Source organism: Paraburkholderia sp. BL10I2N1 (assembly GCF_004361815.1).
GTDB lineage: Bacteria > Pseudomonadota > Gammaproteobacteria > Burkholderiales > Burkholderiaceae > Paraburkholderia.
The window spans coordinates 157,848-184,717 of the sequence record NZ_SNWA01000003.1 but is presented as its reverse complement, the minus strand read 5'-3'; the positions used below and the strand labels follow the sequence as shown (position 1 = coordinate 184,717).

General features: G+C 59.2%; 22 protein-coding genes, 5 pseudogenes and 1 other annotated feature. Of the genes and pseudogenes, 8 read left to right on the top strand and 19 right to left on the bottom strand.

Annotated elements, in window-relative coordinates:
- The first annotated feature begins 113 nt into the window (after nt 1–113).
- Nucleotides 114–871, top strand: a protein-coding gene (locus tag B0G77_RS38785) for an IS5 family transposase (protein WP_133667185.1) whose coding sequence is annotated in 2 segments (ribosomal slippage) — nt 114–429 and nt 429–871 — 759 coding nt in all. Because the reading frame shifts where the segments join, the coding sequence is not laid out codon by codon here.
- Nucleotides 872–1,407: 536 nt separating this feature from the next.
- On the opposite strand, the pseudogene B0G77_RS45050 reads toward B0G77_RS38785, so the two are convergent.
- From B0G77_RS45050 to B0G77_RS38770, 3 genes and pseudogenes are all read right to left on the bottom strand, one after another.
- Nucleotides 1,408–1,545 (bottom strand): annotated as a pseudogene (locus tag B0G77_RS45050) (IS110 family transposase); the annotation flags it as partial.
- Complete coding sequence (locus B0G77_RS45045) at nt 1,546–1,722, bottom strand: hypothetical protein (RefSeq protein ID WP_243751460.1); 177 nt, start codon at nt 1,720–1,722, stop codon at nt 1,546–1,548.
- A gap of 493 nt (nt 1,723–2,215) precedes the next feature.
- Nucleotides 2,216–3,360: pseudogene (locus B0G77_RS38770) on the bottom strand (IS3 family transposase); the annotation flags it as partial.
- Nucleotides 2,966–3,082: a sequence feature (AL1L pseudoknot), on the bottom strand. Its footprint overlaps the pseudogene before it by 117 nt.
- A 150-nt stretch (nt 3,361–3,510) precedes the next feature.
- On the opposite strand from B0G77_RS38770, the gene B0G77_RS38765 reads away from it, so the two are divergent.
- Nucleotides 3,511–4,890 (top strand): IS4 family transposase, encoded by a 1,380-nt coding sequence (locus tag B0G77_RS38765; RefSeq protein ID WP_133667183.1) that lies wholly within the window; start codon nt 3,511–3,513, stop codon nt 4,888–4,890.
- Nucleotides 4,891–4,900: 10 nt separating this feature from the next.
- On the opposite strand, the gene B0G77_RS38760 is transcribed toward B0G77_RS38765, so the two are convergent.
- Nucleotides 4,901–5,809, bottom strand: a complete 909-nt coding sequence (locus B0G77_RS38760) for a ribonucleotide-diphosphate reductase subunit beta (protein ID WP_133667182.1) — start codon at nt 5,807–5,809, stop codon at nt 4,901–4,903.
- A 43-nt stretch (nt 5,810–5,852) separates the two neighbouring features.
- Here B0G77_RS38760 and B0G77_RS38755 point away from each other — a divergent pair.
- Nucleotides 5,853–6,046 (top strand): annotated as a pseudogene (locus B0G77_RS38755) (IS5/IS1182 family transposase); the annotation flags it as partial.
- A gap of 68 nt (nt 6,047–6,114) precedes the next feature.
- On the opposite strand, the gene B0G77_RS38750 reads toward B0G77_RS38755, so the two are convergent.
- The 3 genes from B0G77_RS38750 to B0G77_RS38745 form a co-directional block, all read right to left on the bottom strand.
- Nucleotides 6,115–7,854: an IS1634 family transposase gene (locus tag B0G77_RS38750; protein ID WP_133667181.1), complete on the bottom strand. Its 1,740-nt coding sequence runs from the start codon at nt 7,852–7,854 to the stop codon at nt 6,115–6,117.
- A 238-nt stretch (nt 7,855–8,092) separates the two neighbouring features.
- Nucleotides 8,093–8,221, bottom strand: coding sequence for a hypothetical protein (locus B0G77_RS45390; protein WP_279571375.1), 129 nt, complete (start codon nt 8,219–8,221; stop codon nt 8,093–8,095).
- A gap of 161 nt (nt 8,222–8,382) precedes the next feature.
- On the bottom strand, nt 8,383–10,035 hold the full coding sequence (locus tag B0G77_RS38745; RefSeq protein ID WP_133667180.1) for a thiamine pyrophosphate-binding protein: 1,653 nt from the start codon (nt 10,033–10,035) through the stop codon (nt 8,383–8,385).
- 134 nt (nt 10,036–10,169) lie between these two features.
- On the opposite strand from B0G77_RS38745, the pseudogene B0G77_RS38740 reads away from it, so the two are divergent.
- From B0G77_RS38740 to B0G77_RS38710, 5 genes and pseudogenes are all read left to right on the top strand, one after another.
- Nucleotides 10,170–11,227: pseudogene (locus B0G77_RS38740) on the top strand (IS630 family transposase).
- Between the two features lie 819 nt (nt 11,228–12,046).
- On the top strand, nt 12,047–12,724 hold the full coding sequence (gene nodB / locus B0G77_RS38725) for a chitooligosaccharide deacetylase NodB (RefSeq protein WP_121325240.1): 678 nt from the start codon (nt 12,047–12,049) through the stop codon (nt 12,722–12,724).
- On the top strand, nt 12,721–14,082 hold the full coding sequence (gene nodC, locus B0G77_RS38720; RefSeq protein WP_133667178.1) for a chitooligosaccharide synthase NodC: 1,362 nt from the start codon (nt 12,721–12,723) through the stop codon (nt 14,080–14,082). The genes nodB and nodC overlap by 4 nt, the downstream gene beginning before the upstream one ends.
- Before the next feature lie 267 nt (nt 14,083–14,349).
- On the top strand, nt 14,350–15,264 hold the full coding sequence (gene nodI, locus B0G77_RS38715; RefSeq protein WP_071336792.1) for a nodulation factor ABC transporter ATP-binding protein NodI: 915 nt from the start codon (nt 14,350–14,352) through the stop codon (nt 15,262–15,264).
- A 3-nt stretch (nt 15,265–15,267) separates the two neighbouring features.
- Complete coding sequence (locus tag B0G77_RS38710; protein ID WP_121311327.1) at nt 15,268–16,056, top strand: ABC transporter permease; 789 nt, start codon at nt 15,268–15,270, stop codon at nt 16,054–16,056.
- 407 nt (nt 16,057–16,463) lie between these two features.
- Here B0G77_RS38710 and B0G77_RS38700 read toward each other — a convergent pair whose 3' ends face one another.
- The 12 genes and pseudogenes from B0G77_RS38700 to nifD form a co-directional block, all read right to left on the bottom strand.
- Nucleotides 16,464–16,967 carry a DUF2325 domain-containing protein gene (locus B0G77_RS38700; RefSeq protein ID WP_243751459.1) on the bottom strand — a complete coding sequence of 168 codons (504 nt, stop codon included), beginning with the start codon at nt 16,965–16,967 and terminating at the stop codon, nt 16,464–16,466.
- Nucleotides 16,968–17,020: 53 nt separating this feature from the next.
- Entirely contained in the window at nt 17,021–17,590 is a 570-nt protein-coding gene (locus B0G77_RS38695; RefSeq protein WP_208116584.1) for a hypothetical protein, read from the bottom strand.
- A 168-nt stretch (nt 17,591–17,758) separates the two neighbouring features.
- Nucleotides 17,759–18,319: a nitrogen fixation protein NifQ gene (locus B0G77_RS38690; RefSeq protein ID WP_133667177.1), complete on the bottom strand. Its 561-nt coding sequence runs from the start codon at nt 18,317–18,319 to the stop codon at nt 17,759–17,761.
- A gap of 11 nt (nt 18,320–18,330) precedes the next feature.
- A complete protein-coding gene (gene fdxB, locus B0G77_RS38685; RefSeq protein WP_027193737.1) occupies nt 18,331–18,642 on the bottom strand; it encodes a ferredoxin III, nif-specific in 312 nt (103 codons plus the stop codon).
- 25 nt (nt 18,643–18,667) lie between these two features.
- Nucleotides 18,668–18,868 (bottom strand): CCE_0567 family metalloprotein, encoded by a 201-nt coding sequence (locus B0G77_RS38680; RefSeq protein ID WP_121325245.1) that lies wholly within the window; start codon nt 18,866–18,868, stop codon nt 18,668–18,670.
- 24 nt (nt 18,869–18,892) lie between these two features.
- Nucleotides 18,893–19,378 (bottom strand): NifX-associated nitrogen fixation protein, encoded by a 486-nt coding sequence (locus B0G77_RS38675; protein ID WP_133667176.1) that lies wholly within the window; start codon nt 19,376–19,378, stop codon nt 18,893–18,895.
- On the bottom strand, nt 19,371–19,784 hold the full coding sequence (gene nifX, locus B0G77_RS38670) for a nitrogen fixation protein NifX (protein ID WP_133667175.1): 414 nt from the start codon (nt 19,782–19,784) through the stop codon (nt 19,371–19,373). Before nifX ends, B0G77_RS38675 begins: the two co-directional genes overlap by 8 nt.
- 22 nt (nt 19,785–19,806) lie before the next feature.
- The gene (nifN, locus tag B0G77_RS38665) at nt 19,807–21,198 is read right to left on the bottom strand and encodes a nitrogenase iron-molybdenum cofactor biosynthesis protein NifN (RefSeq protein ID WP_133667174.1); all 1,392 of its coding nucleotides are present in this window, start codon (nt 21,196–21,198) and stop codon (nt 19,807–19,809) included.
- Nucleotides 21,199–21,248: 50 nt separating this feature from the next.
- Nucleotides 21,249–22,766, bottom strand: a complete 1,518-nt coding sequence (gene nifE, locus B0G77_RS38660; RefSeq protein ID WP_243751458.1) for a nitrogenase iron-molybdenum cofactor biosynthesis protein NifE — start codon at nt 22,764–22,766, stop codon at nt 21,249–21,251.
- Nucleotides 22,767–23,364: 598 nt separating this feature from the next.
- Nucleotides 23,365–23,715: pseudogene (locus tag B0G77_RS38650) on the bottom strand (hypothetical protein).
- A 16-nt stretch (nt 23,716–23,731) separates the two neighbouring features.
- Entirely contained in the window at nt 23,732–25,291 is a 1,560-nt protein-coding gene (nifK, locus tag B0G77_RS38645; RefSeq protein ID WP_133667173.1) for a nitrogenase molybdenum-iron protein subunit beta, read from the bottom strand.
- Between the two features lie 62 nt (nt 25,292–25,353).
- A complete protein-coding gene (gene nifD / locus B0G77_RS38640) occupies nt 25,354–26,817 on the bottom strand; it encodes a nitrogenase molybdenum-iron protein alpha chain (protein ID WP_133667172.1) in 1,464 nt (487 codons plus the stop codon).
- Between the last annotated feature and the right edge of the window lie 53 nt (nt 26,818–26,870).

Below are 26,870 nucleotides of genomic sequence, written 5' to 3'. Positions count from 1 at the left end.
AACAAGGAGACTTACTTCGCATAACAGAATGTTTATCGTGAACCGGACTTGACTTTCAGTTCCCCATAGAAGGGCGTGTTCACACTAATCGTATTTGATCGTATACTTCGGTGATGGAAATCACCGAAACCCAATATCAGCGGATCGAGCATTGCCTGCCGCGACAGCGCGGCAATGTAAGCCTGACAAACCTGCAGGTGCTGAATGCGATTCTTTATGTGGCCGAGCACGGTTGCAAATGGCGTGGACTGCCCAAACGTTTTGGTCGGTGGCACACGATCTACGCACGAATGAACCGCTGGTCCAGGAATGGCGTGCTGGATCGTGTGTTCACTGAATTGCAGCGTGAGCAGGTCATTCGCATCAGGATCGAAGCGGTCTCGCTGGATAGCACGATGATAAAGGTTCATCCTGATGGCACCGGTGCATTAAAAAAAACGGACCTCAAGCAATCGGAAAGTCCCGAGGTGGATGGACCACCAAGATTCATATGGTTGCCGCGGATGCTCGAACAGCCATAACGTTCTCCCTGTCTCCCGGCCAGGCAGGCGATGCGCCAGAGGGGCGCGCCCTGTTGCAAAGACTCGGCTCGCCCAATCGGCCACTGCATCTGCTGATGGACAAGGCGTATGAAGGCGACGAAACACGACAACTGGCGCTCGACCTGGGATTCATTCCGGTTGTTCCACCCAAAAGCAACCGGCTTGAACCGTGGGAATATGATCGCGAAATGTACAAGCGCAGAAACGAAGTGGAACGCCTGTTTCGCCGCCTCAAAGGCTTTCGCCGCATCTTCTCCCGATTCGACAAGCTGGACGTGATGTTCCTCGCCTTCATCAATTTCGCCCTCATTGTCGATGGGCTCAAATAGTGTGAACACGTCCATAGGACGGGTGTCGACTGTCGATATCATCACTGCACTCGGCATCTCGAAAACGACGGCTCACCGTCTCGTGAGCAATCTTGAGGAGCTCGGCTTTCTCAAGCACGGCATCGAACACGGGCACTATCAAGTTGGTCCGCGATTGATGGAGCTCGCAACCAACGTACTCACCACTTCCTTTTCGCAAGGGCCGTCCACACACTTTTCATGGAGCTTTCAAGGCGCACTTCGGAAACCGTGAGTCTTGGCGTTCATGCGCGAATCAGAGGTGGTTTACGTCTATAGCGCAATAGGCGATTCGCCTCTGACACTCAATTTCCAGAAGGGGCATCGTACGCGTTTGCATTGCACGTCGAGCGGCCGCGTGTTCCTCGCGAACATGGATGAGAAGTAACTCAACTTCTATATGTTGAGCCGACCCATATCGGTTATGAGGTCGGTCGGAACTCGTGGACGCAAACGGGTTAAGCAGTGACCTTGTTTAAGTAAAAACGCTGCGAAAAGCGGCGTGAGACAGATAGTCAAAGGCTCAGGGCATCGCGTCGGTCTGTCTTGACGCGTTCGCCCGGCTTCTTTGGAATCAGCGAGGGCGCCACGACCTGCCATTCCCGCTTCAGATCACGCAGCTGTCGGCAAATTGTGTAGCCGCAGGGACCGGCTTCTTAGCAGAACGCCAGTCGACCCGTGCCCCGCCTGAGCTGCGTAACCAGTTTCGCAATGGCCTCAGGTGTGTTCACGATCTCGCCCACATACCGCACCTCGCCAGCCGTGTCGGCAACCGCCACGGCAATCGTCTCCTGATGTACATCCAGGCCCACGTACTTGCTAAACTTGTTCATGACCTGCCCCCTCAATGCGGCTCTGAGCCGCGGTGTAACCCACCTCAAGCTTAATCCGCGTACCTTGAGGTGCGGCAGGTCCATACATGATGTCTAGATACCTTGCATATAAATCCCAACCGCCTCCACAGTCAATCCACTTAAGTTAAGAAATAAAGATCTTGCAGCAAGGCTTTTGCGTCATGAATTTGTGGGGTTTCGAGCGGGGTTTCCGTTGCTTTGAGATTCCTGGTCGATGATGGAAGGTATGGCGTGCGATGAAGGCCAGCGCGTCCGCCCGCGAGGTCGCCGCGGCGATGCCGCGCAACAGGGATGGCAGTAGAGCCTTGAGCACGGAATGCACGTAAGCGCGGTTGATGCGCCGGTCGGGCGGCAATTCATGGCAGGCGTGGGCCGTCAGGGTGGTCAAGGCCTGCAAGTTGTCGCACAGGACCCTGGCGGCGAGATCTTTGTCAATGCCGCCTGTAATTTCCCCAGAAGGGGGTGCGAGAGGTGCCATCAATCGATGATGATTGAACCAGGCCACCCATTCCAGCGTTGCCATCTCGACGGATTCTCGTGTTTTCCATGTGTGACGATGAATCAGTTCGGCCTTGTACAAACCGTTGATCGTCTCAGCCAGCGCGTTATCGTAACTGTCGCCACGGCTACCAACCGAGGGCTCGATGCCCGCCTCGGCCAGTCGCTCGCTATAGCGAATGCTGATATATTGCGATCCTCTGTCGGAGTGGTGTATCAGCGTTCCATCGCCGCCTGGCCGCCGCGCATAAAGTGCCTGTTCAAGTGCATCCAGAACGAAGTCTGTAGTCATCGACGAACTGACGCGCCAGCCGACGATGCGCCGGGCGAACACGTCGATCACGAAGGCCACATAGAGCCAGCCCTGCCACGTCGAAACGTAGGTGAAATCCGAAACCCCGAGCTGGTTTGGCCGTGCCGCCTTGAACTGGCGATTGACCCGATCCAGCGGGCGCGGGGCTATGGTGTCAGGAACGGTCGTGCGGACACGCTTGCCTCGCATCACACCACGCAGACCCAGTTGCCTCATCAGCCGTTCAACCGTGCAGCGAGCCACCGCGATACGCTCCCGGTTCATCTGCTTCCAGACTTTATCCGCACCGTAGACCTGCATGTTGGCCTGCCAGACACGCTTGATCTCCGGCCGCAGACGTTCATCGCGTATTGCGCGAACACAGCGCCGCGATGGATCACGAAGCTGCGCGGCATGGCGCCGGTAGCCAGACGGGGCAATCCGCAAGACCTTGCAGATCGGCTCGACCCCGAAGGTGTCGCGATGCTGATCGATGAAAGCCTTCAGGACTTCAGGCGGCGGTCGAGCTCCGCCTGGGCGAAAAACGCGCTCGCCAGCTTCAGAATTTCGTTGGCACGGCGCAGTTCCCTGTTCTCGCGTTCCAGTGCCTTAAGGCGTTCGCGTTCGGACGTAGTCACGCCGCCACGCTCGCCGCTATCGACTTCATTCCGTTTGACCCACCCCAGCAATGTCTGGCTCGTGCAACCGATCTTGGGGGCGATGGATTCGATCGCCGCCCACTGGGACGGATACTCGCCCCGATGCTCTTGCACCATGCGCACTGCACGTTCCCGGACTTCAGCAGAAAATTTGTTCGACTTGTTCATGGCTCCATTTTCTCAAGAGTTGGAGCCTCCATCAAATCCCTCAGGATTACCCACAAGTCGCTCGCGACTGTGCGATTGAAGGGCGATGGCTTGTAAACGGTGACGACCGATGTTAACTTTGATCCGGTTCGTGATCTGTGATGCCGGGCATTGTCGGATACCTCTGACCTTGATGATTGGGCAAATGAAGAGTTTGGCGCCGCCGAGCTCGGCGACGCTCGCCTGACCAGACGGCTCGTGACGCTGGCACGCAAGCTTTCGTTGGGCCCACATTGCTCTTTTCCGCAGTCGTTCAATGGTTCGGAGCTGAAGGCGGCATATCGTTTTTTCGACAACCCGCACGTGGATGTCGATGGCGTGCTGGGTGGGCACATCGGTCAAACGCTGTGTCGTATGCAACAGGTGCCAGTCGTCCTTGCTGTTCAGGACACCACCGAGTTCAATTTGTCTCATCTGCGGGCAACCGAAGGTCTGGGATACGGCTCCGATCCACACGTGCGTGGTTTCCTGATACACAGTCTGCTTGCGCTCACGCCAGAGGGGCTGCCACTCGGGCTGATCGGGATGAAGACCTGGATACGTAGGCACGAGGAGTTGGGCAAGAAACATCTGCGCGGGCAACGAACCGTACAACAGAAAGAGAGCGCAAAATGGCTCGAAGGCATCGAGCAACTGGGCGTACTCAAGACGCACTGTCCGTGCACGCATGTCATCGGCGTGAGCGACCGTGAAGGCGATGTCTATGACGTTTTCCTGGCGCAGCGGCCTGCCGGTGTCGACTGGTTGGTGCGCGCGTCGTGGAACCGACGCGTTGCTCACCCCGATCGATATTTGTGGGAAACCGTGCTGGCCTCGCCAGTGCTTGGAGAGGCGCAACTGCAGGTGCCTGCACGCGAAAACCGCCAGGCACGCACCGCACGGCTGGTTGTGCGCTGCATGCCCGTACGCCTTCGTCCGCCGCAAAATCGTCGTCGCGAGAAGCTTCCCGAAGTTGAAGTGTTTGCAATTCATGCACAGGAAACGAACTTAGACGAAGGAGCAGAGCCATTGGAATGGCTTCTACTGACTTCGGTGCCTACGCAAACACACGCAGAGGCCCTCGAGCGTCTGGCATGGTATGCGCGCCGATGGACGATTGAATCGTGGCATCGTGTGCTTAAAAGTGGCTGTCGCATTGAAGCCCGCCAATTTGGCAATCTCGATCGATTCGTCCGCGCCACCGCATTGTTCGCCGTCGTAAGCTGGAGGATCCTGTACTCCATGTTGCTTGCAAGGCTTGATGGCAACCTGCCGTGCGAAGTATTGCTGCAGCCAATCGAGTGGCGAGCCCTCTACTGTCGTACGCATGGCAGTACTGAAATACCTGATAAACCGCCATCACTGGCGCAGGTCATCTTGTGGATCGCCAGACTCGGCGGATATCTCGCTCGAAAGCATGATCGTCCGCCTGGCCCTACCGTCATCTGGCGTGGATTTCTTGTCCTGCACGAAATCACGATGATGTACAGAATATTCAGGCAAAACGAATAGCACCATCACATTACTTGTGGGTAATCCTGAGATCAAATCCGGGGCGGTTCAGCTCGATCAATCCTGTTTTATCAACCCTCAATTGATAGTACTGCCCTGACTCGACTAGCATAGGTTCCCGCAACGGGTGAAAAGCGGCCGCCCAATGACTAGTCAGACCTCTCGAGGTGACAAGAAACTTACCAAAATAGGCATCGAAGTATGACGTTATTCCGTGACAAAGTCCGGATCTGCATATTAAAATTTTGTGATCGACAACATCCGAAGTGCTCGGATTCATATAGTCAAATATCTTCAAAAGAATTAATGATGAAATCCTTATCGGATCATGCACCATTTGATTGACAGGGAAATACGATTTTTCAGAAAACGTGTTAAACATAGAAAAGTCAAATCCACATTGGTTAAACACGGAATTTCTTTCAAAGGCTGTTTCGTCAGCACATAGAAAACCGAATTGTTGAATGCGATCTGGCATCACAATCGTGCCAGGCCCCGCAATCTGGCGGACATCTCGAGCGATCGTTTCATACCCCTCGCCGACAACGCCGCAATCCAACGTTTCGGTGAAGATTATATCCGGCGCCGAAGGGAGGTCAGAATCAACAATAGCCTGCCTCGATGACTTTGAAATGACGACGATACGGTCCTGAAAGTTGTTTTTCTGAATTATCTTCCTCGCCACATTAGCGATTTGCTCATTCACCTCACATGTGAATACCCTTTTAGCACCATATTTAGCGAATAGGAGCGCGGGGAGGCCCGCTTCAGTTCCGATTTCCACAACAATCTTTCCGCCTACATCAGACGATGCGATTGCTGCCTCTATTGCCGCATTCCGAGCGAAATCATGCAACATCTCGAAGTGCCACCTTGGGATCATGTAATTAGCTCGATCAATCAAATTGGTTTGATGCATCTGATACTCCAGAAGAACGAGATGAGCAATACCGGCTGCTCAAGAAGTCGCCATTGTCGACCGCGGCTATAAAGGTGTCGCCATCGTCGGGGTGAAGATATACCACCCGGGCTCGCGGCGGGCGTCACGCGCGGACTACGCGCGATGATTAGGCGGCGAAGCGCAATCGAGCCAGCGATCGGTCTCGTGAACACAGACGGAATGCTCGATCGCAACTGGCTCAAAGACGCGCTAGGCCGAACTTTGAGCACGCGGCGCGCGCAAGTCCTTGACTTGCCGCGGTTACGCGTGTCGGGGGGAGTCGGTTACTGGGTACAAACAGGGCTGATGTTGAGCAGGCGGAAGGCCTTTTCCTGAACGGGTGTGGGCCGCGTGATCATCACGATCTTTGCGTCCGGGTTCAGAGATGTGTGGCAGACGTTGTAGGCGAGCGTGGCCAGATCATCGAGCAGCGTGCGGAAGCTATGGACGGGCAAGCCGTCCTCGCCAAGCCGCGTGGCATCCTTTGCTTTTGCCTGGTCCGAACGTCGTGCCTTGGCCACGGGCGAGGGCCGGGTTGCGCGTGCGAGCTCGATGTATTCGTCGTCAAACAGCATCGGCTTCAACGTCTCGCGCATGTGCCATTCGACGTAGTAGGCGAGCATGCACAGGAAGACGTGCGCCCGTACACGCTCGGCGTTCCAGTGGAATATGGGGCGCACGTTCAGATCGACTGTCTTGAGCGACCGGAAGGCGCGCTCCACGACCGCCAGGCCCTTGTACGCCGTCACGGCCGCTTCGGCCGGCAGGTCCTGTTCGGGCACGCTGGTGCGCACCACATACAGGCCATCGAGCGCCGCCTCTTGCCGGATCTGATCGGCCTTGCGCGTCCACGTGAAGCCCTCGTCGGCGAAGCTCAGCTCGAAGTGCTTGGCCATCCTGTAGTGGTCGATGACGCGGCCCACGCGCAGGGCAATGGCATCGGCGCCCTTGAGGCGGTTGCGGGCACGCGTGGTCGCTTCGGCGATCTTCACCAGCTCGGCTTCAGTGGCCTGCAGCAAGTCCTCGCGTTTGCGGGTCCGCTCCTCGGCCAGCAACGGATTGCGGCACACGATGAGCCGCTCACCGGGGAACGCCTCGCTGGTTACCTCCAGCAGGTTGCGCTCGTCAAAGAGCGAGGGCTGGAAAGGCCCCTTCTCCTGGGCAAGCGCGCTCACCTGCGGCGCGCGCAGGCTGCTCACCCAGTCCAGCCCCGCCGGGCGCAATACCGTGTCGATGCGCGCCTGCGTGAGCATGCCCCGGTCGCCCACCCAGGCGATCTTGCCGATGCCATAGCGGTCCCGCAGTTTCTCCACCTGCGAGGCCACGGTAGCCGGATCGGCGGTGTTGCCGGCAAACACCTCGACGGCCACCGGACAGCCTTCAGGAGTGCAAACCAACCCGAACACGATCTGCGGATCGTCGCGCTTGCCATCGCGGCTGTAGCCGCGCGCGGCAAGCTCGCAGCAGTCTCCGGTCACCCACGTGGACGTGAGGTCATAGAGCACCAGCATGCTGCCGGCCAGATGCTTGCTCGCCAGCCGCTTCTCGATGTCTTCCTGGGCCTCGCCCAGCCAGTCTAGCGCGGCGTACGCCTGCTCGAGTTCGACGTCCCCCAGGCTCAGGAGGCGCGACAACGAGTGGGTCGCCGTCTCGTCGCGCAACATGCGATGGGTGGCGAGCTTCGAAGCGGGAGACACCACCCGCGCCACCAGCAGCGCCATGAGCACCGCGCGCAGTGCGGCCGGTGCAGGCGCAAACCACTGCTCGGCGCCGCAGGCACGCGCCGCGCCCAGCACCGCGGCCACATGCCCGTGCGGCAGGCTGCGCTCGATCACGAAGGCCTCTTCAGCCGAGGGCACTGCCACGCCACCGCGCAGCAGCACCTTCAGTCCTTCGATGACCTCGGCGGGCAGCGATGAGAGGTTGGCCAGGGTGCGCTTCTTCACCTTGTTGCCGTCGCGGTAGGACTCGCGCAACAGGATGGCGGGCGGTGAGTTGCGGTTGGGGACGTGTTCGATATACATGAACACTGATTAAAGCAAATATTCAAAGAACTTCAATATAAAAATACTAATTTACATGGCTACATGATAGTCCCAGAAAATAGCCGAAACCCAGCACTGATGCGGATTCCGGCTATTTGAGAAGTCAAAGCTCGGGCTAGGGAAAGCGATGCACGCAGTGCTGTGCGGCGCCGACCACAACCTTCGGACGATCCTCAGGAAGCTGCGGCTTCCTTGTGCCTTAATCTCGCTGCCTTGCTCAACTTCTGCATTGCCGCCGACGTGCCGGCGTGACGCCGATGGCACGAGAAACAAATTGTTCAAGGATGACGAAGTAATCGATGCCATTCGATGCGCTCTCCACCTTCCGTTGCGACTGCGTCTTCATAAATACTCCGTCCCCAATTCATACTCTTAACGTTTAACACATGGGGTTTGGGGCTGGTAACTTACAATTGCGCGTTACGCAACTCATTTTGTTTCGCTGACCAAAAGCTTCACCGACGGTATTGGCCATTGGTATAGGGAAAAATAACCGAGGCTGTAATGTTAGAACGACTCTCTGAATTCGTCTCCCTCGGCATACTCGAGTGGTATCTCGATCAAAATCGGCTTACTGCGATCGCGGCCTGCAATAACGGTATCAAGCTCTTCGAATGAGCTAGCCCGTGTGCCAGCGACGCCGTTTGCCTTCGCAAGCGCTGTGAAGTCCACGCTCCCGAACCTCAAGATGGCTTTGTTCGCTCCGTTCCCTCCCCGCTCCTGATACCGTTCAATTAGCCCGAACGCGTTGTTGTTCAAGATCAGCATGACGATAGGGAGCCTATGACGGGCCACTGTTTCTAGATCGCAACTCCCGGAGTGAAACCCGCCATCGCCTGCAATAAGAAACACAGAGTTGTCCGGGTCAACAAATTGCGCTCCTATCGCGCTTGCAAGCCCGCTCCCGAAGCTGGAGAGGCCAGCATCGGTAAAGAATTGGCTCGTGCTAGTCGGCTCACTGAAAAGAATCGCGTGATGACGGTAGTATCCGATGTCCGTTATAAACTTACCCCTACCGATATTCTTGTTGACGGCCTCCACCACCTCGATGGGATTGAGCCGCCCGTACGAACTTCTGCGTCGGCGATGCGCTTGTATTGTCGTCTTCAACTTATCGGCAGGAAAGAGCTGCTTAGGGGTGGCTGCATATTCACCCAGTTGCTGAAGCGCATCGAGGATGTTCGACGTCACCTCGAAGTTGAACCGATAATTTTCCTTTATTGCGTCCACGGAATGAGCCGAAATGTGAATTACTTCCTTACGTTTTCCGCGGCACCACATCTTCGGCAAGATATCGTCGACGTACTGATAACCGAAGTTCAGGATAAGGTCGACCTCATTGAAGACGTCGTCGAGCGCTGTCGCGTAGCCGAGTATTCCTTCCATGTATGGGCTTGCTGAACCGATGTATAGGGGATCCGTCATGGATAGGAAACCCTTGGCGTTTGCAGACGCCATCATCGGTATATTCCACCTTTTACAAAAGTCCACTAGCGCGCGCTCTGCGCCCGCTCTGATGACTTCATGGCCGATCAAGCATATTGGACGTTCCGCTTTCCGCAAGCGCTCGATAACTGCTCTAACGCTAGACGCGCCAAGAGTGGAACGGGGCCATAAAAGCTTGTTTGATACCTCCGGGAACTCGTCAGCGACCAATCGTGGGTGGCTCGTCGAATAAATATCGGCCGGAATACTCAGATGCACAGGCCCCGGTGGATCGGTCATCATGACGGAGAACGCGTGCTGCAGAATGTCTGGAAGATCCTCGGGATTTTCCAACTCCAACGAAAGCTTCGTGACCGGCGCAAAAATGGCGCGTTGATCCACACATTGATGGGTTATGTTGTAGTGGCGATCATCCCGTTCCAGTTGTGCGGACACGATTAACAGCGGCGAATGGTTGAGGTGGGCCGATGCGGCTGCTGTTACCATATTTGTCGCGCCGGGCCCCATCGTGCAGAAAACAATCTGCGGGCGCAGCATGCATCGGCCTGAGAATTCAGCTGCTACTCCGGCATTAAACTCCACTCGCCCCGTGACAAAATCTATGCCATCCACTTCATTAAACAGTATGTGCGCGTTCTCGCGGCCTGGGATCCCGAAAACGCGGGAAATCCCAGCATTTTTGATAAAGCGAAGCAAGTATTCAGAAACTTTCAAGATTATTCTCCGATTGATTCAGTAAAGCGATCTGATGCCCGCGAATATGAGAGCCTGAAACGTGCGCGGGCATTTGCACAGAGTTAACGTCCCTAGTCCGTTGAACCAATGAAATTGCAGTGATCTAATAGTGCATGGGCAAAATGAATCTGAATGAAACCGAGCGCGAAGAACTGATGTCGACGCAGCGCAGCCGCACGACGGCCGTTCGCTAGGTGAGGCGTGCGCGGTTGATCTTGCTGCTCGACGAAGGGGCCTCGCGCGCGGCGATCATGGCCGAATTGCGATGCGATTCGCGTTTCATCACAACGTGGCAAACACGTTTCGCCAGTGAGCGTGAGCGGTTGGCCGCCCTGTACGGCAGACATCCACGCCGGGCGCCGCGACTTGACCTGACGGGCCTTGAAGCGAGAGTGCTCGACTACACGCTGCGATGCAATCGGGCCGACGACTCGACGCACTGGAGCAGCCGCAAACTGGCGGCACAGTGGGGCATGGCCTTCGTGACGGTGCAACGTTTCTGGCGCAAGCGCGACATTCGGCCACATCGTCTCGATACCCACATGGTGTCCAACGATCCGGACTTTGAGATCAAGGCCGCCGATGTGATCGGGCAGTACATTAATCGGCCGTTGCGTGCGGTGGTGTTCTGCGTGGACGAGAAGACAGCCATCTAAGCGCTGGATCGCAAAGACCAGATGTTGCCGCTCTCGGCCGGACGCGCCGAGAGCCATGGCTTCGAATACAAGCGCAACGGCACCGTGAGCCTGTTCGCTGCATTGAATGTCGCCACCGGTGAAGTGCTGGGTAAAACCGCGCCACGCCATACCAGCGCCCAGTTTGCTGCGTTCCTCGCCGAAGTGGTGTCGGCATTGCCACGTGGAAAGGAGATTCACGTGATCTACGACAACGTGAGCAGCCACAAAACCGACGCCGTTCAAACATTTTTGGCTGACCAGCCGAAAGTCTCGATACATTACACCCCCTCGTATTCGTCATGGCTGAATCAGCTCGAAAACTGGTCTTCCCGTAACGAGACCTCGTTACGCCTGGCGTATTACCAGCACCAACGATCTTGACAAAGCTCATGCGTTACCACCGTCAATACAATAAGCAGGCGTTCCCATTGAAATGGAAGTATTCCGATCCATCGCGGCGAATTCGCTGCGATTCATCCGGCTCAACGCACTAGTGAGTCCGGCCGACTTGCGCTTGGCTGAAGGGTAGGTTTATGCCTCTGTCAGGAGACATGCAATGATCGCGCCGGCAGCGCAGAAAATCCTCGGGATGGGAATTCCGTGTTCTTTTCAGTGAGTAACGAGAGTTCGCTACAGAGTGGAACCGAACACTAAATGTCGCCAATGCAACAAATCAGACAGTGATCGGTCCATGCATGCGCCTCCGTAACTCCTCCTTGATCTGCCAAGAACCCCTTGATGTCGAGATCGAGCACCCAAGCGTAACGCCAGCATCGCTGCCGTGCAGCCGAAAGTGATTGATGCGCCGCCCGCCGGGACGATATCCACAGGGATCCTCATGAAACACCGGCTCCGCAATGGGTTCCAGATATCGTTTGACTACCATCTGCGCGTTCTGTCCGACACCGTTGGGTCGGTCATCGCGAACTGCACACGCGCTCAACAATTATTTGGGTAGGGCAAGATCTGTCACCCATTTCATCCACTTGATGTAAAACGCCATTCTCAACGTATCCACGCTATAAATGAAAGGCATCAACACAATCAATTTTACAAATCAATTGTTGTGTTGCACAGTGAAACCCGTCGTCGCGGAAATGGAAATCGCAGTTGATTGATCGAATACTTCATATTTATAAACCTAAGTAGTACGACAGATTTAGGTATGTCTCCATGATGCCCACACTTTCGGATGTATCTCTCGACACGCCACCTAAGCTTACCGAAACCGTGCCCGTCGCGGCCTTCCGGATGGGACGATCGACCGCGGAGCCGCCTACTGGCTCGATAATTGAACGAAACGGGCCAGATCTGTGAAGGTCCTCGATTGCGTATCCGAGGCGCGCGACGAGTGCCACGATCGCGCCGGACGTCGCGACGTCTACTTGACGTTTGACGACGGCCCTAATCCACTTTGCACACCGGACGTCCTCGATGTGCTGGCAGAACACCGGGTGCCAGCAACGTTCTGCGTCATCGGTGCGTACGTAGAGGACCAGCCGAAGCTGATCCAGCGAATGATCGCCGAGGGACACGAGATTGCCAATCACACGATGACTCATCCGGATTTGTCCAGATGCGAACCTGATGAAGTACGACGCGAAATATTGGACGCGAACAGGATCATCCGGATGGCGTGTCCCCAGGCCACAGTTCGGCATATGCGTGCCCCTTACGGAATATGGACGGACGAAGTGGTCGTTGAAACGGCAAAGGCGGGGCTGGCGGCTCTTGACTGGTCGGTCGACCCGCGTGACTGGTCTCGCCCCGGCGTCGATGCGATTGTCAGCGCAGTGCTGGCCTCTGTCCGGCCTGGCGCAATTGTGCTCTTGCACGACGGATGTCCTCCCGGCGAGTCAGGACGGTGCTGTCATGCTGGGCTGCGCGACCAGACCCTCATGGCGCTTTCCCGCCTGATTCCAGAACTGCATGACTGCGGATTTGTAATCAGCTCGCTACCCCAACCACACTGGCCAAACCGACATCTATGAATGCCATTGCCACAATCAGCACTGCCCCGGTTTTGTTGTATGCACTACTCTCGACTGTTTACAAAAGCGCACAGGCCCTCCATGGTCTACCCACGAGTGGTCCGCCGAAGTCGCCCAATGCCGCCGACTCCAACTTTCTGCCGGACGTGGACGTCATCGTGCCGTGCTTTAACGAGCAACCGCGCACACTCTCGGCGTGCCTGGAGTCCATTGCAAACCAGGACTACGCCGGAAAACTGCGGGTCTATGTGGTTGATGATGGTTCTGCGAATCTCGACGCTGTGAGGCCGGTATACGATGCGTACACACACGACCCGAGATTCAACTTCATTACGCTTCCCCAAAATATGGGAAAGCGCAAGGCACAGATCGCCGCGATACGCTCTTCATCCGGGGAACTGGTACTCAACGTCGACTCGGACACGACGCTGGCGCCCGATGTCGTCAAGAAGCTCGTATTGACAATGCGAGACACGACGATAGGCGCCGCCATGGGGCAGTTGACGGCCAGCAACCGGAGCGACACTTGGCTGACCCGCCTGATCGATATGGAGTACTGGTTGGCTTGCAACGAAGAACGCGCGGCACAGGCTCGCTTCGGCGCTGTTATGTGTTGCTGCGGTCCGTGTACCATGTACCGACGGTCCGTGCTTCTTTTGCTATTAGACCAGTACGAGACGCAGTTTTTTCGCGGGAAACCGAGCGACTTCGGCGAGGACCGCCATCTCACGATTCTCATGCTGACCGCAGGTTATCGGACCGAGTACGTTCCGGACGCCATTGCGGCGACAGTCGTTCCGGACAGACTGGGGGCGTATCTGCGCCAACAACTGCGCTGGGCGCGCAGTACTTATCGGGACACGTTGCTTTCGCTGCGCCTGCTGCCCTGTCTCGATCGCTACCTTACGCTGGACGTGATCGGACTGAATGTGGGCTCGCTATTTCTCGCCTTATCGCTTCTAGCGGCGCTCGCGCAGCTCGCATTGACAGCGACAGTGCCGTGGTGGACTGCCCTGATAATCGCATCATTGACGATGATCCGCTGTAGCGTGGCATCGGTTCGCGCTCGCCAGATTCGATTTCTTGGCTTTTCTCTTCACACACCCATTAACCTCTTTCTCTTGCTCCCGCTGAAAGCCTATGCGCTGTGCACATTGAGCAATAGCGATTGGCTGTCCCGTGGCTCTTCAGGCAACGTATCGAACGTTCGAGAAAAACAGCCCGATACTCCGGATCCGGTTACGAAGCCGAACATGACTTCAGCGTCAAGAGTTGCGACTCCGCACCGTCGACCGGATCACGCGTGTGAGTCCTCAACGTTAGCAACGTCTGACGAAGCATTCGATGGCAATTGTTAATCGTACATATAGGACCTCGACCCTTGCGCCAACCCAGAACCGCGCACCATCGGCAGCGGCCCGCTTGAGTGCGATCGTCTCACGCAATGGCTCAATTGGCGCCTTCCCAACGCGAGTGCATTCACCGGAGTCCTGGTACTCCATTGTGAGTAACTATTCCGCAGCAGGTAAGGATCTTCTATCGGACAGGGCGTTTTCAATCGGGCCGCGGCAGCAGAACGGCTTCTTTTTCTCCAAGACGAGCGCGTAATTTTCCTTCTTATCCCCATGTCCAAGGCAGCAATCAGCTTCGCTAGCGTAAGGAAGTCATATGGCAACAAGATCGTAGTCGACGGATTATCGTTCAGCGTCGCGCCTGGAGAGTGCTTCGGCCTGCTAGGGCCAAATGGCGCGGGCAAGAGCACGACGGTGCGTATGGTTCTCGGCATGGCGCCGCCCGACGCAGGCAAGATCATCGTGCTCGGGGAGCCAGTGCCGGCTCGCGCTCGCTCGGCACGTATGCGCATTGGCGTAGTGCCGCAATTCGACAACCTCGAGCCCGGGTTCACCGTGCGCGAGAACCTTCTGGTGTTTGGCCGCTACTTTGGCATGAGCACACGTGAAATTGAAGCGGTCGTGCCATCGCTGCTCGAATTCGCCCGCCTCGAAAGCAAGGTCAATGCGCGCGTCACCGAGCTATCCGGCGGCATGAAGCGGCGCCTAATGCTGGCTCGCGCGCTGATCAACGATCCACAGTTGTTGGTCATGGACGAGCCAACAACGGGTCTCGACCCGCATGCTCGCCACCTGATCTGGGAACGGCTGCGTTCCCTGCTGGCGCGCGGCACCACGATCCTCTTGACCACCCATTTCATGGAAGAGGCCGAGCGGTTGTGCGACCGACTGTGTGTGCTGGCGGAGGGTCGAAAGATCGCCGAAGGCGGGCCTCGCGCGCTGATCGCAGAACAGATCGGGAGCCACGTGATCGAGATCCACGGCGGCAATCCGCATGAGCTGCGCACGTTGATCGCGCCGCACGCGCAGCGTATCGAGGTCAGTGGTGAGACCCTCTTCTGCTATGTGTCCGATCCGGAACGGGTGTGCATACAGTTGCGCGGGCGCACGGCGCTGCGCCTTTTACAGCGTCCAGCAAATCTCGAGGATGTCTTTTTGCAGCTAACCGGGCGCGGGATGAAGGAGTGAACGATGAGAGAGTTTTATGCAGCGGCCCTGCCCGCGAACCTGTGGAACTGGGTTGCAGTGTGGCGCCACAACTATCTGGCATGGAAAAAAGTCGCGTTTGCCTCGATTCTCGGTAACCTTGCCGATCCTATGATTTATCTGTTCGGCCTCGGCTTTGGTTTCGGGATAATGGTAGGTCGCGTTGATGGCGCATCTTATATCGCGTTTCTCGCGGCGGGTATGGTCGCGACGAGCGCAATGACCTCCGCGACCTTCGAAACGATTTACGCAGCTTTCTCTCGCATGCATGTTCAGCGCATGTGGGAAGCGATCCTCTGTACACAGCTCACGCTCGGCGATATCGTTCTCGGTGAACTGGCATGGGCCGCCACCAGGGCCTTTTTTGCCGGCATTGCCGTCATGGTGGTAGCCACCGTGCTGGGTTATGCAGCGTGGTCATCCATTCTCTACGCATCGCCTGCCATCGCCCTGACTGGCCTCGCCTTCGCGAGTCTGGCGATGATCCTCGCGGCGCTTGCACCCAGTCACGATTACTTCGTGTTCTATCAAACGCTCGTTCTCACGCCCATGGTGCTCCTGAGCGGCGTGATCTTCCCGATCAGTAAGCTACCTGCCGTTTTTTGTGACGTAGCGCGCTTCTTACCGCTGGCACATTCCGTCGACCTTATCCGTCCCCCGATGCTCGGACGCCCGGTGAGCTATGTTGCCCTGCATATTGGCGCTCTCTGCATTTGCACGGTGTTGCCGTTCTTCCTGTCAGTGGCGCTGTTACGTCGACGCCTCATGTCTTAATGCTGCTATGGCCAGTACGAATGAGTGGGAAAACACCATGTCGTATCAAGGCGAACGCCTCGTGCATCCGCGCACGCGCCTCATGCGACGACAATATCCCCGCAACCCGATATGGCAACGGAAACGAGTCGCGATGTGGGCGAACAGCAGCGCCAGCGCGCTGCTGTTCGCGTACGACCTGTAGTTATGCTCGGCGAGCCACACCTCGTGGTAGCCGAACGTTCGGGCGGCCGGCGCATTACGCACCGTTTGCGTCAGCGCATCGCGCGTCGCCGTCGGGGTTCTCGACGTTGAGGAAAAGGCCGTAGCGTTGTGCGGAATCCGACATGGCAGGCCCTCTCGTGGAAAGACCACGTCAAAGGCAAGTTTTGCGCCCACATCTCGCGGTACGTAAAGTCTTGACGACGTCAGCCATGCCTCAGGCAGAAGCGCGACGCTGCGACCACGCCGCGCGGCTGGGCAGGCCGAGCCCGCAACACGCCCGCGATGAAGCTCGTCACGCTCGACGAACGCAAAGCGGACCACGGCGCGCGATGACGCGCGCACAACCGCCGCAGCGCGACCAGCGAGTCCGGGTCGATCAGATCCAATGGGCACAGCACCCGGTAGGCGCCTGACAGCAAAGCCTCGAAGCCTTCGGCACGGCCATCGTCGTCGATGGTCCCGGTGTGATGAACGAACTCGCCTCCCGCCGCATCCACCAGCGCACGCAGCACGGCGTTGATGCTTGGCCGCCCGCCCACATAAACCCATCGACGCCCGCTCAATGCGCGCGTCAATGCGCGGTCGTCGAGCAGCGCCTGCTCAACCGCGAACAACTCGTGCTGCAGGCTCGCGACATGTGCCCGCGCGCGCTCCAGCGACAGGCTCGCACTGCTGTCGGGAAGGCATGTGCCGCGGTTCTGATTCATGACGGGCTGCGCTTCGGATCCCACCGTTACGGCAACGGCAGGCGGCATGGGTCTCATGGCGAGCGCCTCGTGGCATGGCCCGCAAGCCGTTCGCCCGCTGCCGGAGAGAGAAACCAGCTACGCACCGTGTCGTACGTGTAGCGCGTCCGGCCGGCATGACGCGCGTGCGGCGCCAGCCGATGCTCGGACAGCGGCTTCGCCCAGCCCCAGAAGTCGGCGCGCAGCGCGGGCGGGAAACCGACGTCGTCGAACGCGTACCAAAGTTGAACCAGCCAGGGTTCGCGGCCCTCTTCGTCAAGCAGCACCGGCGGCCTGGAGCCCGCCTGCAGATGCGCATGCCGCTCGCCGTAATACAGCAGCCCGCCGCAGGAGTCGACCACGAAGTCGGCCACCCGCGGCGCGACACAATCGAAGCGGTGACCGACGCGTGCAAACAGCAGCATAAGTCTGAGCCGCTGCAAGTGGCACAGCGCCAGATCGCGCAACCCAGCTTCGTCGCAGATCGCGAGTAGCCGGCGCGGCGGTTGCGGCAGCGCGGGCACGCAGGCGGGCGGCAATGCCCGGGTGCAGGGTGTACAGCGAGGGCGGGGCCCCGGGGACGCAGCAGATTGGAACGAATCCATAGGTGCGTAAGGTTTGTGGTGCGATTTCTCGGTTGAATGCCTGAATAGATAACGACGAGCACGCTTAAGCAAGTCCCGCGCCTTCTCACTGTGAATCTACCGAAGAAGCCTGGCAAAGCGGACCGGCGACGCACCTGCTCAACGGAGGCGCGGGCCGGGCATTTTTGCCTACTCCGCTCCAAAGCAAAGCGCATGGTCCGAACAGACGTCACAACTCGGCGCCTTGCAGATGAACAGGCCCTCGCGCTCGCACAGTTGCTTGTAGAAGAACTTCTTCCACTTCATGTCATGCGTATTCTTCGCGGCCAGCCGCGGAAACCAGTGGCTGATCAATGCGGACAACTCGCGCCGCGACGGCAGAAGCAGGTCTTGCCAAAGGTGGTTTTGCCCGAGGCTCGCGCAGGCCAATGCATGGGCCACGCAGTTCGCCTCGTCTGCCGGGCCGGCGCGCGGATCGGCATGGTGATTGAGCAACGCCACCAGGTCTTCCAGTTCGTCGTCACGCGGCATCGTGGCGGGCGACAAGACGCACGTAAGACCGAGCGCCGGCCCGGCACCTGGGAACCAGCGCGCGAGCATTCGGCGCGTCTGGTCGGCGTCCAGTCCGGGCATCGGCAGCACATCGACGCCGTGGTGCTCGAACCCGCTCGACAGCACGCCGGCCAGTACCAGCACGGTGGGATCGCCCACATCCACCGCACACGCCATCAGGGTTGCATAGGCGTTCATCGCGGCATCGCTCAGAGAACGGCCGCCGCGTGCGTGTAGCACTTTTTCGGGCAGATCTTCGCGCACGCGGTGCAGCCGACGCACAGTTCCCGATGCACGATAGTCATCACCTTCTTCTCGTACTCGTCGTCTTCGTCTTCGTCGTCGCCGTCCAGTGCGATGTGCGCGCCGTCCTCGTTAAGCCCGACGAGTTGCAGCACGCCACGCGGACAGACACGGAAACAACGTCCGCAACCAATGCATTTTTCTTCGTCGAGCCTGTTGACGAAGGTCGGCGTCCAGGTGGCGCCGCTCGGCAGCGTAACGCTGAAGGTATCGCTCATGATGTGGCTCCGTGGCTTGGCTGGTTCAGGCAGCTGCCGCAGCGGCAGCCTTGCGGGCTGCCATCAGCGCGGCGTGAGCGTCATGGCAGCGCTGGGCGACAGCGAGAATGTTCTCCCAGTTGGTCGGGAGTTCCTCTGAGAGGTCGTGCAGGTCCAACTTCGCCTGGGTCGCTTGCGCGTTGAGTTTCTTCAGGTGCGCCTTGAGTTCGTCGGCATCGGTGCTCATCGTCTCGGTCCCCTCACGATTCCTTCAGGCCCCGTACTGTGCGATGGCGGGGTACGTCCGGATCACCTCGACCGCTTCGTCGAGAAGCTTTGCGCCCGCCTCGGCGAGCTTCTCCAGCGAAGCGAAGCCGAACCGGTGTACGTCGCGCAACTGCTTGTTGACGACAACGAGCCGCCCCGCGAGCAACACCATGCGCCCGAAGCCCTCGTGGCTCATCTTCATCATCGGCGAAACCATTTGGCCGGTCTCACGCTCGATCGCCACCGCAATCGCGCTATAGAAAAGCTCGAGCCGCCACAGCGTTTCGGGGTCGGGGTCGCCCATGATCGGAATCGCGCGGCGTTCCTCCGGCGTGTGGATGTACGGCTTGAGCAGTTGCAGGTCGGTCTTTCCGTCCCACACGCCGTGGGTGTCCTGCGCGCGCAACTGCCTGACGAGCTGCTGCACAAACGGTGCGACCAGCAGCATTTCGTCGCTGGCCTTGGACGGAATTGCGGATGATTCAGCCATGGGATACCTCATCGTCTTCAAAGTCGTATACACGTTCGCCACCCTTCGCCAGCGCCTTGCGCAGCCACGGCGGCGGCGTGCCCCTCAGCACCTGTTGCAACTTGCCGAGAATCTCCTCGATGGACTCGGGCCGCGGCACCTTGATCGGGTGAATCTTCAGCGCAACCACTCGAGCCGCGGCCGAGCCGCCGATTGCGGCGACGTACAGGATCGCGCAATCCTTGACGGCTTCGAGCTTGGGCGCGACCTTGTCCTCGTCGCCGTCCTCTTCGAGCTTGCCACCAAAGTCGAACGCCTCGACGAACTGGTAGCCGTCCGGTGTGACGTTGTAGGTGACGATGCTCCTCGCCCAGCCAAAATGCGCATCGACGAACTGCCTGTCCTGGGTGGCGAACGCGATCTTCATGCTGTGTGCTCCTTTAGGTGGGTCAAGCACCGGCCGCGACGACAGGAATGTTCGCTTCCCGCGCGGGATCGCGCGCGGCCAGATCGATAGCGGCCTGCGGCAGCGGCCATTCGCCCGGATCGTGATGCGGAATCTGCTCGATCATCAGGTTGGCGATCTCAAAGATCAGGTTCATCGTGCCGCGGTAGCCGACGTAGCGTCGATGTGCGTTTCCGACCCGGTCGAAGACCGGAAAACCGATCCGGAAGAGCGGCTTTTGCAGGTGCTCGGCCATCTGCCTGCCGTGCGAATGGGTGATCAGCAGGTCGCAGTCCGCCGCGGCGCGCTCCATGTCTTCGAGATCGCCGATCACGACCTGATCAGCGGGCAGCAACGCGTGCGCGGGCGATCGCGTCGTGCTGATGCAGCAGCGCAACTGCGCGCCCATCTCGTGCAGCATGCTGCCGACCGCGAACAGCAGATCGGGCTCTGCGCCGATCGCGACCCTGATGCCTCCAGTGTAGAAATGGCCGTCTAGCATCGCATCGAGCAATCGGCTGCGCTGACGCCGGTATTTCGCGGGAACGGGGCGTCCGGAGCGCTGCGCGAGCAATTGCAGCAGACGATCGTTGGGTTCCAGTCCGGTGAGCCGCCCGAACACTTCGAACGGTGTGCCGGCGATAGCATGCAATGCCTCGGCGCCGTCGCGCGTCTGCTCGCCCACGCCGATCGTAAATGCCGATGCACCCGCGGCCCGGATCTCCGCGAGCGTGGTACCGCCCAGTGTGGTGCCGCGCCAGTCCGGCGCGATATGGCCGTCGAGCGAGCCGGAAATGTCGGGCAGCACAATGACATCGAAGCCGAACGCTTCGATGATCTCGCGCAGTTCGTCGATGTCGCCAGGCGACAGATGGCTGCCGGGCAGCAGCGTCACCTGATTAGCCACCGTTGGCAACGCCTTGACCAGCGCGTTGACGATGCCGGTAATCGCATGCCGGTAGCCGTCTTCGAATGCGCCGACATAGTCGGGGGTCGACACATAGACGATCTCAGTGTCGTTGAGTTCGGGCTTGCGCTTGCGCACGGTAACGAGATAGCCGTCCACGTCGTCGCCCTCGGTCTCGGTGAGACCTGTTGAACAGATCGCGATGACCTTCGGCGCAGCGCGCTTGCGGATGTTGAGCAGCGCGGCCTCGATGTTCTCGTAACCGCCGAGCACCGCGGTGACTTCGTCCATGGCTGTCGTCTGCAGCGGGATCGCCTCCCTGAAGTGGCGCACCAGCAGCACGAGGCCGAACGACGTGCAGCCCTGCGAGCCGTGCATCACGGGCATGCAGGCATCGAGCCCAAGGAACGCGAGGCTCGCGCCCAGCGGCTGGCTCATCTTGAGCGGATTGACCGCACAGGCTTTCATAGATTCGACGACATAGGCCATGGCATGTTCTCGAGTTCGGGGGCGTCAGGTCGGTATACCGGGTTCGAGGCTCATCGCCCCCACCCCGGGGCGCTCGACGGCGGGCGCGCGGCTTGCGCTTGGACCACACCGAGCGCTCCCCCGTGCGCGGCGCTTGACAGCGGGCGCGCGGCTTGCGCTTGGGCCACACCGAGCGCTCCCCCGTCGTCGCCCCACGGAGCAGGGATCCGCACCTGTTGCCACACCGGGTTGTAGATCGCGCGGTCGATCTCATGGACCAGCTCGACGATCCCCTCGTAGCCGCCATAAGGGTGGTGGCGTTCCTGATTGATGTCGAGCCACGGTATGCGGGCCTTCAGTGCGACGAACTGTGAGCGGCCACCCGACAGCATGATGTCGGCCCGCGCGTCCCTGAGCATCGCGTACATCTCCCGCGGCGTCATACCGTCGATCATGTGGGCGTCGTCGCCCATGATCTCCTTGATCTTGTCCTTGTCTTCCTTAGTGCTCTTCTTGACGCTGGTGCCGACGATTTCGAGCCCTGCTTCCTGCAGCGCGGAAACCACCGACCAAGACTTCACGCCACCTGTGATGAGCAATACCCGCTTGCCGGTAAGGCGCGCTTTGTAGTGCGCGATGCGCTCCCACGCGCGTGCTTCCTCGGCGGCGATCAGGCGCTCGGTCCGCTCTAGCAGATCGTCCGGCGCGCCCTGCTGCACGAGCAGGCTGGCGATATGGCGCAGCGTGTCGCTCATGTCGCCGATCCCATAGAACGAGCCCTCGAAGTAAGGGATGCCGTAGCGCCGCTGCATCTTTGTCGCGATGTTGATCATCGACTTCGAGCAGACCATCATGTTGACCTTGGCGCGATGCGAACTTGCGACCTCGTTGTAGCGCCCGTCGCCGGAGATGCACGAGAGGATACGGATGCCCAGCGCGTCGAGCAGCGGCTTGGTCTGCCAGAGTTCGCCCGACAGGTTGTATTCGCCAATGACGTTGATGTCATACGGCGTCGTGTACTCGGGCTCGCGCGTGCCGATCACATAGTTGAGGATCGCCTCGCCGCCAAGCTTGTTGCCCAGATTCTTCGGCCCGGCGAAACCGGGGGAAATGACCGGAATCACCGGCTTGCCAAATTGTTCGGTGGCGCGCTTGCAGACTGCCTCGATGTCGTCGCCGATCAGCGCAGTGACGCAGGTCTGGTAGACGAACACTGCGGGCGGATCGTATTTCTCGATGATTTCGCGCACGCTCCTGAACAGGCGCTTCTCGCCGCCGTACACCACGTCGAGTTCGTTGATATCGGTGGTGAAGCCGGTGCGATAGAGTTGCGAACCGGACGAAGCGGCGTGCCGGTTGTCCCACGAGTTACCTTCACAGGCAATCGGCCCGTGCACGAGGTGTGCGACGTCCACCACCGGCTGCAAAGCGATCTTCGCGCCGTCGAACGCGCACCCGCCTGCGGCCGAACCCGGCGAAAGCTGCTTGATGCAGCCCCTTTTGCGTTCCTTCTCGCTCTTGCCTTGATTCTTGTCGCAACCCGGCTCGTCGAAAACTTCGGCGATTTGGGCATTGAGCGAAGCAGACATGACGTGCTCCTGATGGATGGACGTTTCTCTAGTGGCAAGTTCCATACCACCGGGAAACGCCTTGAAAACGTGCCAATTCGCGCTGAAGCAGGCGCTCGCGCGCATCGCAATGGCGGGTTTGAACGGTTTGCGACAGACGGTTCGCGACACAGAGAACCACAACACACGTTCACTGCCTGACTTGCCGTTCCGTATGGAGCAGGAACCGTGCGATCGCATTCGCGCGCGCCTCCAGAAACGCATCCGGCCCCAAGGGTTCGCGAACCGCCAGGTAAGCAGTCAGCGCGTGGCGCATCCGTGGAGCTTTCGCGTAGTCCCACCGCACAGATCGACAGGTACTCTGCCCGTCCGTTCGCATCGGAAACGTCGTCGACCAGCGCGAGCAGTTCGCGCGGCGTTACCTCGTCATTGATCTCCGCGAGGCTCAACGGGTCGGACGCCGCCACCTCGCGCTCAAAGTCGTCGTAGGGGAATCAGGCACGCAGCGGCACGGAGTCAGACTGCGCGACTACATAGATCATGCCCCGCTCCCTCGCTGAGGTTCGTCACGCAGGCTAGCTACACACAGCGCAGCAATTTCGTTTTCAGCGGTGCCCCGCTACTCGACATCCTCCGCCGCAATCTTCGCCCACACCGCGCGAGGTAACCGCGGCGCGATACCCGCCGGGCTCGCGTCGAACTGCCACCGAGCCGCCGACATCGCACCCCGTGCAATCGCAATCTCCTCGTGCGTCAATGGCAACCGGCCGGCCACATGCGCGGGGCCCCGGGCAGCACGTGGGCGATCATCTGCCGGTTCGGGTGTTCGAGCAGCGGGACGAGGTGGGTCGGCCTCGCCCACACCGGCCAGGCAAACCCAGCCGCTGATGACCTCGACGTTACGGCCGTCCTGCGTCATCTTGACCAGAACTGCATCTGCCGCGCCCGATGCATCTGCTGTGTCTGCCATGGCCGGGCTCTCCTCGTCAGCGAATGATGTCGTAGCTGTAGTCGGTCTTCGCCACGTCGATCGTGTTGGCGTCGAGCGCTTCGAAGAACTCGTCCAGCAGCGTGACCAGCACCCGCAACGCACCTTCATAGCCCCAGGTCGGGAAGCGATGGTAATGGTGGCGATCGAAGATCGGGAACACCATGCGTATCAGCGGCGTTTTGGTATCGCGCTCGAGATATTTGCCGTAGGTGTTGCCGATCAGGAAATCCACCGGCTCGGTAAACAGCAGTGAGCGCATGTGCCACAGATCGCGTTTCGGATACACCTTGCAGCCGGCGCCGTAGGGCGACGCGTCGAACAGCGCCTGCACCTTCGCAGCCCAGGTTTCGTTGCCGTTGGTCGCCAGCACGTGAGCCGGCTCGGCGCCGAGTTCCAGCAGGAACTGCGTGTAGCCCAGCATCTGATCCGGGTCGCCGTAGAGCGCAAAGCGCTTGCCGTGCAGGTGAGCCTGGCTGTCGGCCATCGCATCGACAAGCTGGCCTCGCTCCTTCTCCAGTTGCGCCGGAATCGGCTTGCCGGTCACGCGCGAGATTTCCATCAGGAACTGATCGGTGCCCGCGACGCCAACCGGCGAGTTCAGCACCACCACTTCCTGGCCATGCTCGCCAATGAACTTGCTGGTCTTCTCGCAGCAGTATTCCTGGAACACGAAGGTCGCCTTCGCGTTCAACGCGCGCTCGACCTCCTCCTTGGTCGTGCCGCCTTCGTACATTCGGAACTCGCCGTCGGTCGGCGTATTCCACGTTTCGGAAGGGTCGCAGATGATGTTCACCGTCACGCCGAACAGATCGAAGATGCGGCGAATTTCCTTCATGTTGCCGACCACGTAGCCGTCGAAGCCGCCGATGAAGTTGACGCTGTCGTCGGGCACGCGCTCAAGCGGCGTCGCTGTGCCGGCCTTGCCGTCCCAGAAGTGTTTGAGGATGCCGAGGAGCGCGTTGTCGTAGCCGGTCACGTGGCTGCCGACGAAGGCCGGCGTATGCGCGAACGGCACGTCGTAGTCTTCCGGCACGCTGCCCTTCTGCTTGCTGCTCTTGATGAGCGCGTCGAGGTCATCGCCGATCACCTCCGCCATGCAGGTCGTGGAGACCGCGATCATGTCGGGCTTGTACAGGTTGTACGCATTTGCGAGGCCGTCGATCATGTTGTTCATGCCGCCGAACACCGCCGCGTCCTCGGTCATCGACGAGCTGACGCACGAGGTCGGCTCCTTGAAGTGACGCGAGAAGTGCGAGCGGTAAAACGCTACACAGCCCTGCGAGCCATGCACAAAACTGAGCGTCTTGTGAAAGCCGTTGGCCACGTACACTGCGCCGAGCGGCTGGCAGGCCTTGGCCGGGTTGATGGTGAGCGAGTCGCGTGCAAAGTTCTTTTGCCGGTAGTCTTCGCTCTTGGTCCACTCGACGATCTGCTTGACCTGCTCGTCTGAATGGTTGAACTCGAAGTTTTCCTTTTTCGCGCGGAAAATTTTCTGATACTCGGGCTCACGGAACAGGAGTTCCTGGTCGAGAATCTGGTCTGCGGATTGGGGCACGGGATGCTCCTGATATTCAATTCAATGGCCTGCCGTCCGGTGATCAGTCCGGTGGCCGGCGCTTAGGGGTTTTTCTTCCAGGGCGCCTTGGCGAGCCCCCACACCGGGCTGGAAATGGCCATGTCCATGTCGCGCGCGAAAATGGCGTAGCCGTCGTAGCCGTGATATGGACCGGAATAGTCCCAGCTGTGCATCTGGCGAAACGGCACGCCCATTTTCTGGAACACGTACTTTTCCTTGATGCCGGAGCCGACCAGATCGGGCTGGACCTGTTCGACGAACCTCTCAAACTCGTAGCCGGTCACGTCGTCGTAAATCAGTGTGCCGTCCTTCACGTAGTGCGTGGTGCGCTGATAGTCGTCGTTGTGGCCGAATTCGTAGCCGGTGCCGACCACGTTCATGCCGAGGTCTTCGTAGGCGCCGATCACGTGGCGCGGACGCAGGCCCCCAACGAACAGCATCACAGTCTTATCCTGCAGGCGCGCTCTGAACTTCGCGTTCACCGCATCGACCAGGGGACGATACTTGGCGATCACCCTCTCCGCGTTGGCTTTGATGGTGTCGTCGAAGTGGCTGGCGATCTCGCGCAGGCTCTTCTCGATCATCGACGGGCCGAAGAAGTTGTATTCCGCCCACGGAATGCAGTACTTCTCTTCCATGTGCCGGCTGATATAGTTCATCGAGCGGTAGCAATGCAGCAAATTGAGCTTGGCCTTGGGCGTATTCTCGAGCTCGGCGATCGAGCCGTCGCCCGACCATTGCGCGATCACGCGCAGCCCGATCTCTTCGAGCAGAATCCGGCTCGACCAGGCATCGCCGGCGATGTTGTAATCGCCGATGATCGCAACATCATAAGGCGTCGAAACAAATTCGGGCCGCTTGTCCGGATCGGCCTTATCGAATATCCAGTCTCGAATCGCATCGTTAGCCAGATGGTGGCCCAGCGACTGGCTGACGCCGCGAAAACCTTCGCAGCGCACCGGCAAAATGGTGTGCCCTTCATACTGCGCACTCTTCGTCTTCGAGACGGCCTCGATGTCGTCGCCGATCAGGCCGATCGGGCATTCACTCTGGATCGAGATGCCCTTGTTCAGCGGAAACAGTTCCTGAATCTCGTCGATGATCTTGTCGAGCTTCTTGTCGCCGCCGAAGACGATGTCCTTTTCCTGGAAGTCCGACGTGAACTGCATCGTCACGAAGGTGTCGATACCGGTAGTGCCGATGTAGTAGTTGCGACGCGCGGCCCACGAGTACTGGCCGCAACCGACCGGACCATGACTGATGTGGATCATGTCCTTGATGGGCCCCCAGACGACGCCCTTCGAGCCGGCGTACGCGCAACCGCGAATCGTCATCACGCCCGGCAATGACTTGATGTTTGATTTCACGCCACAGTCGGGCTTGCCGTCCTCGAAGGTGCCCAAATGCTTGGCGCGCCGTTTGGCCATCTTCTCCGGATAGGCCTTCAGCACTTCATCGATCAGGGCCTTGTTCGCGGCCTTGCGCTCTTCAACAGTGACGCTCATGGGAATGCTCCATAGGGTGAGTATCAAGCCTGGCAGCGGGTAGCCGGCACGGC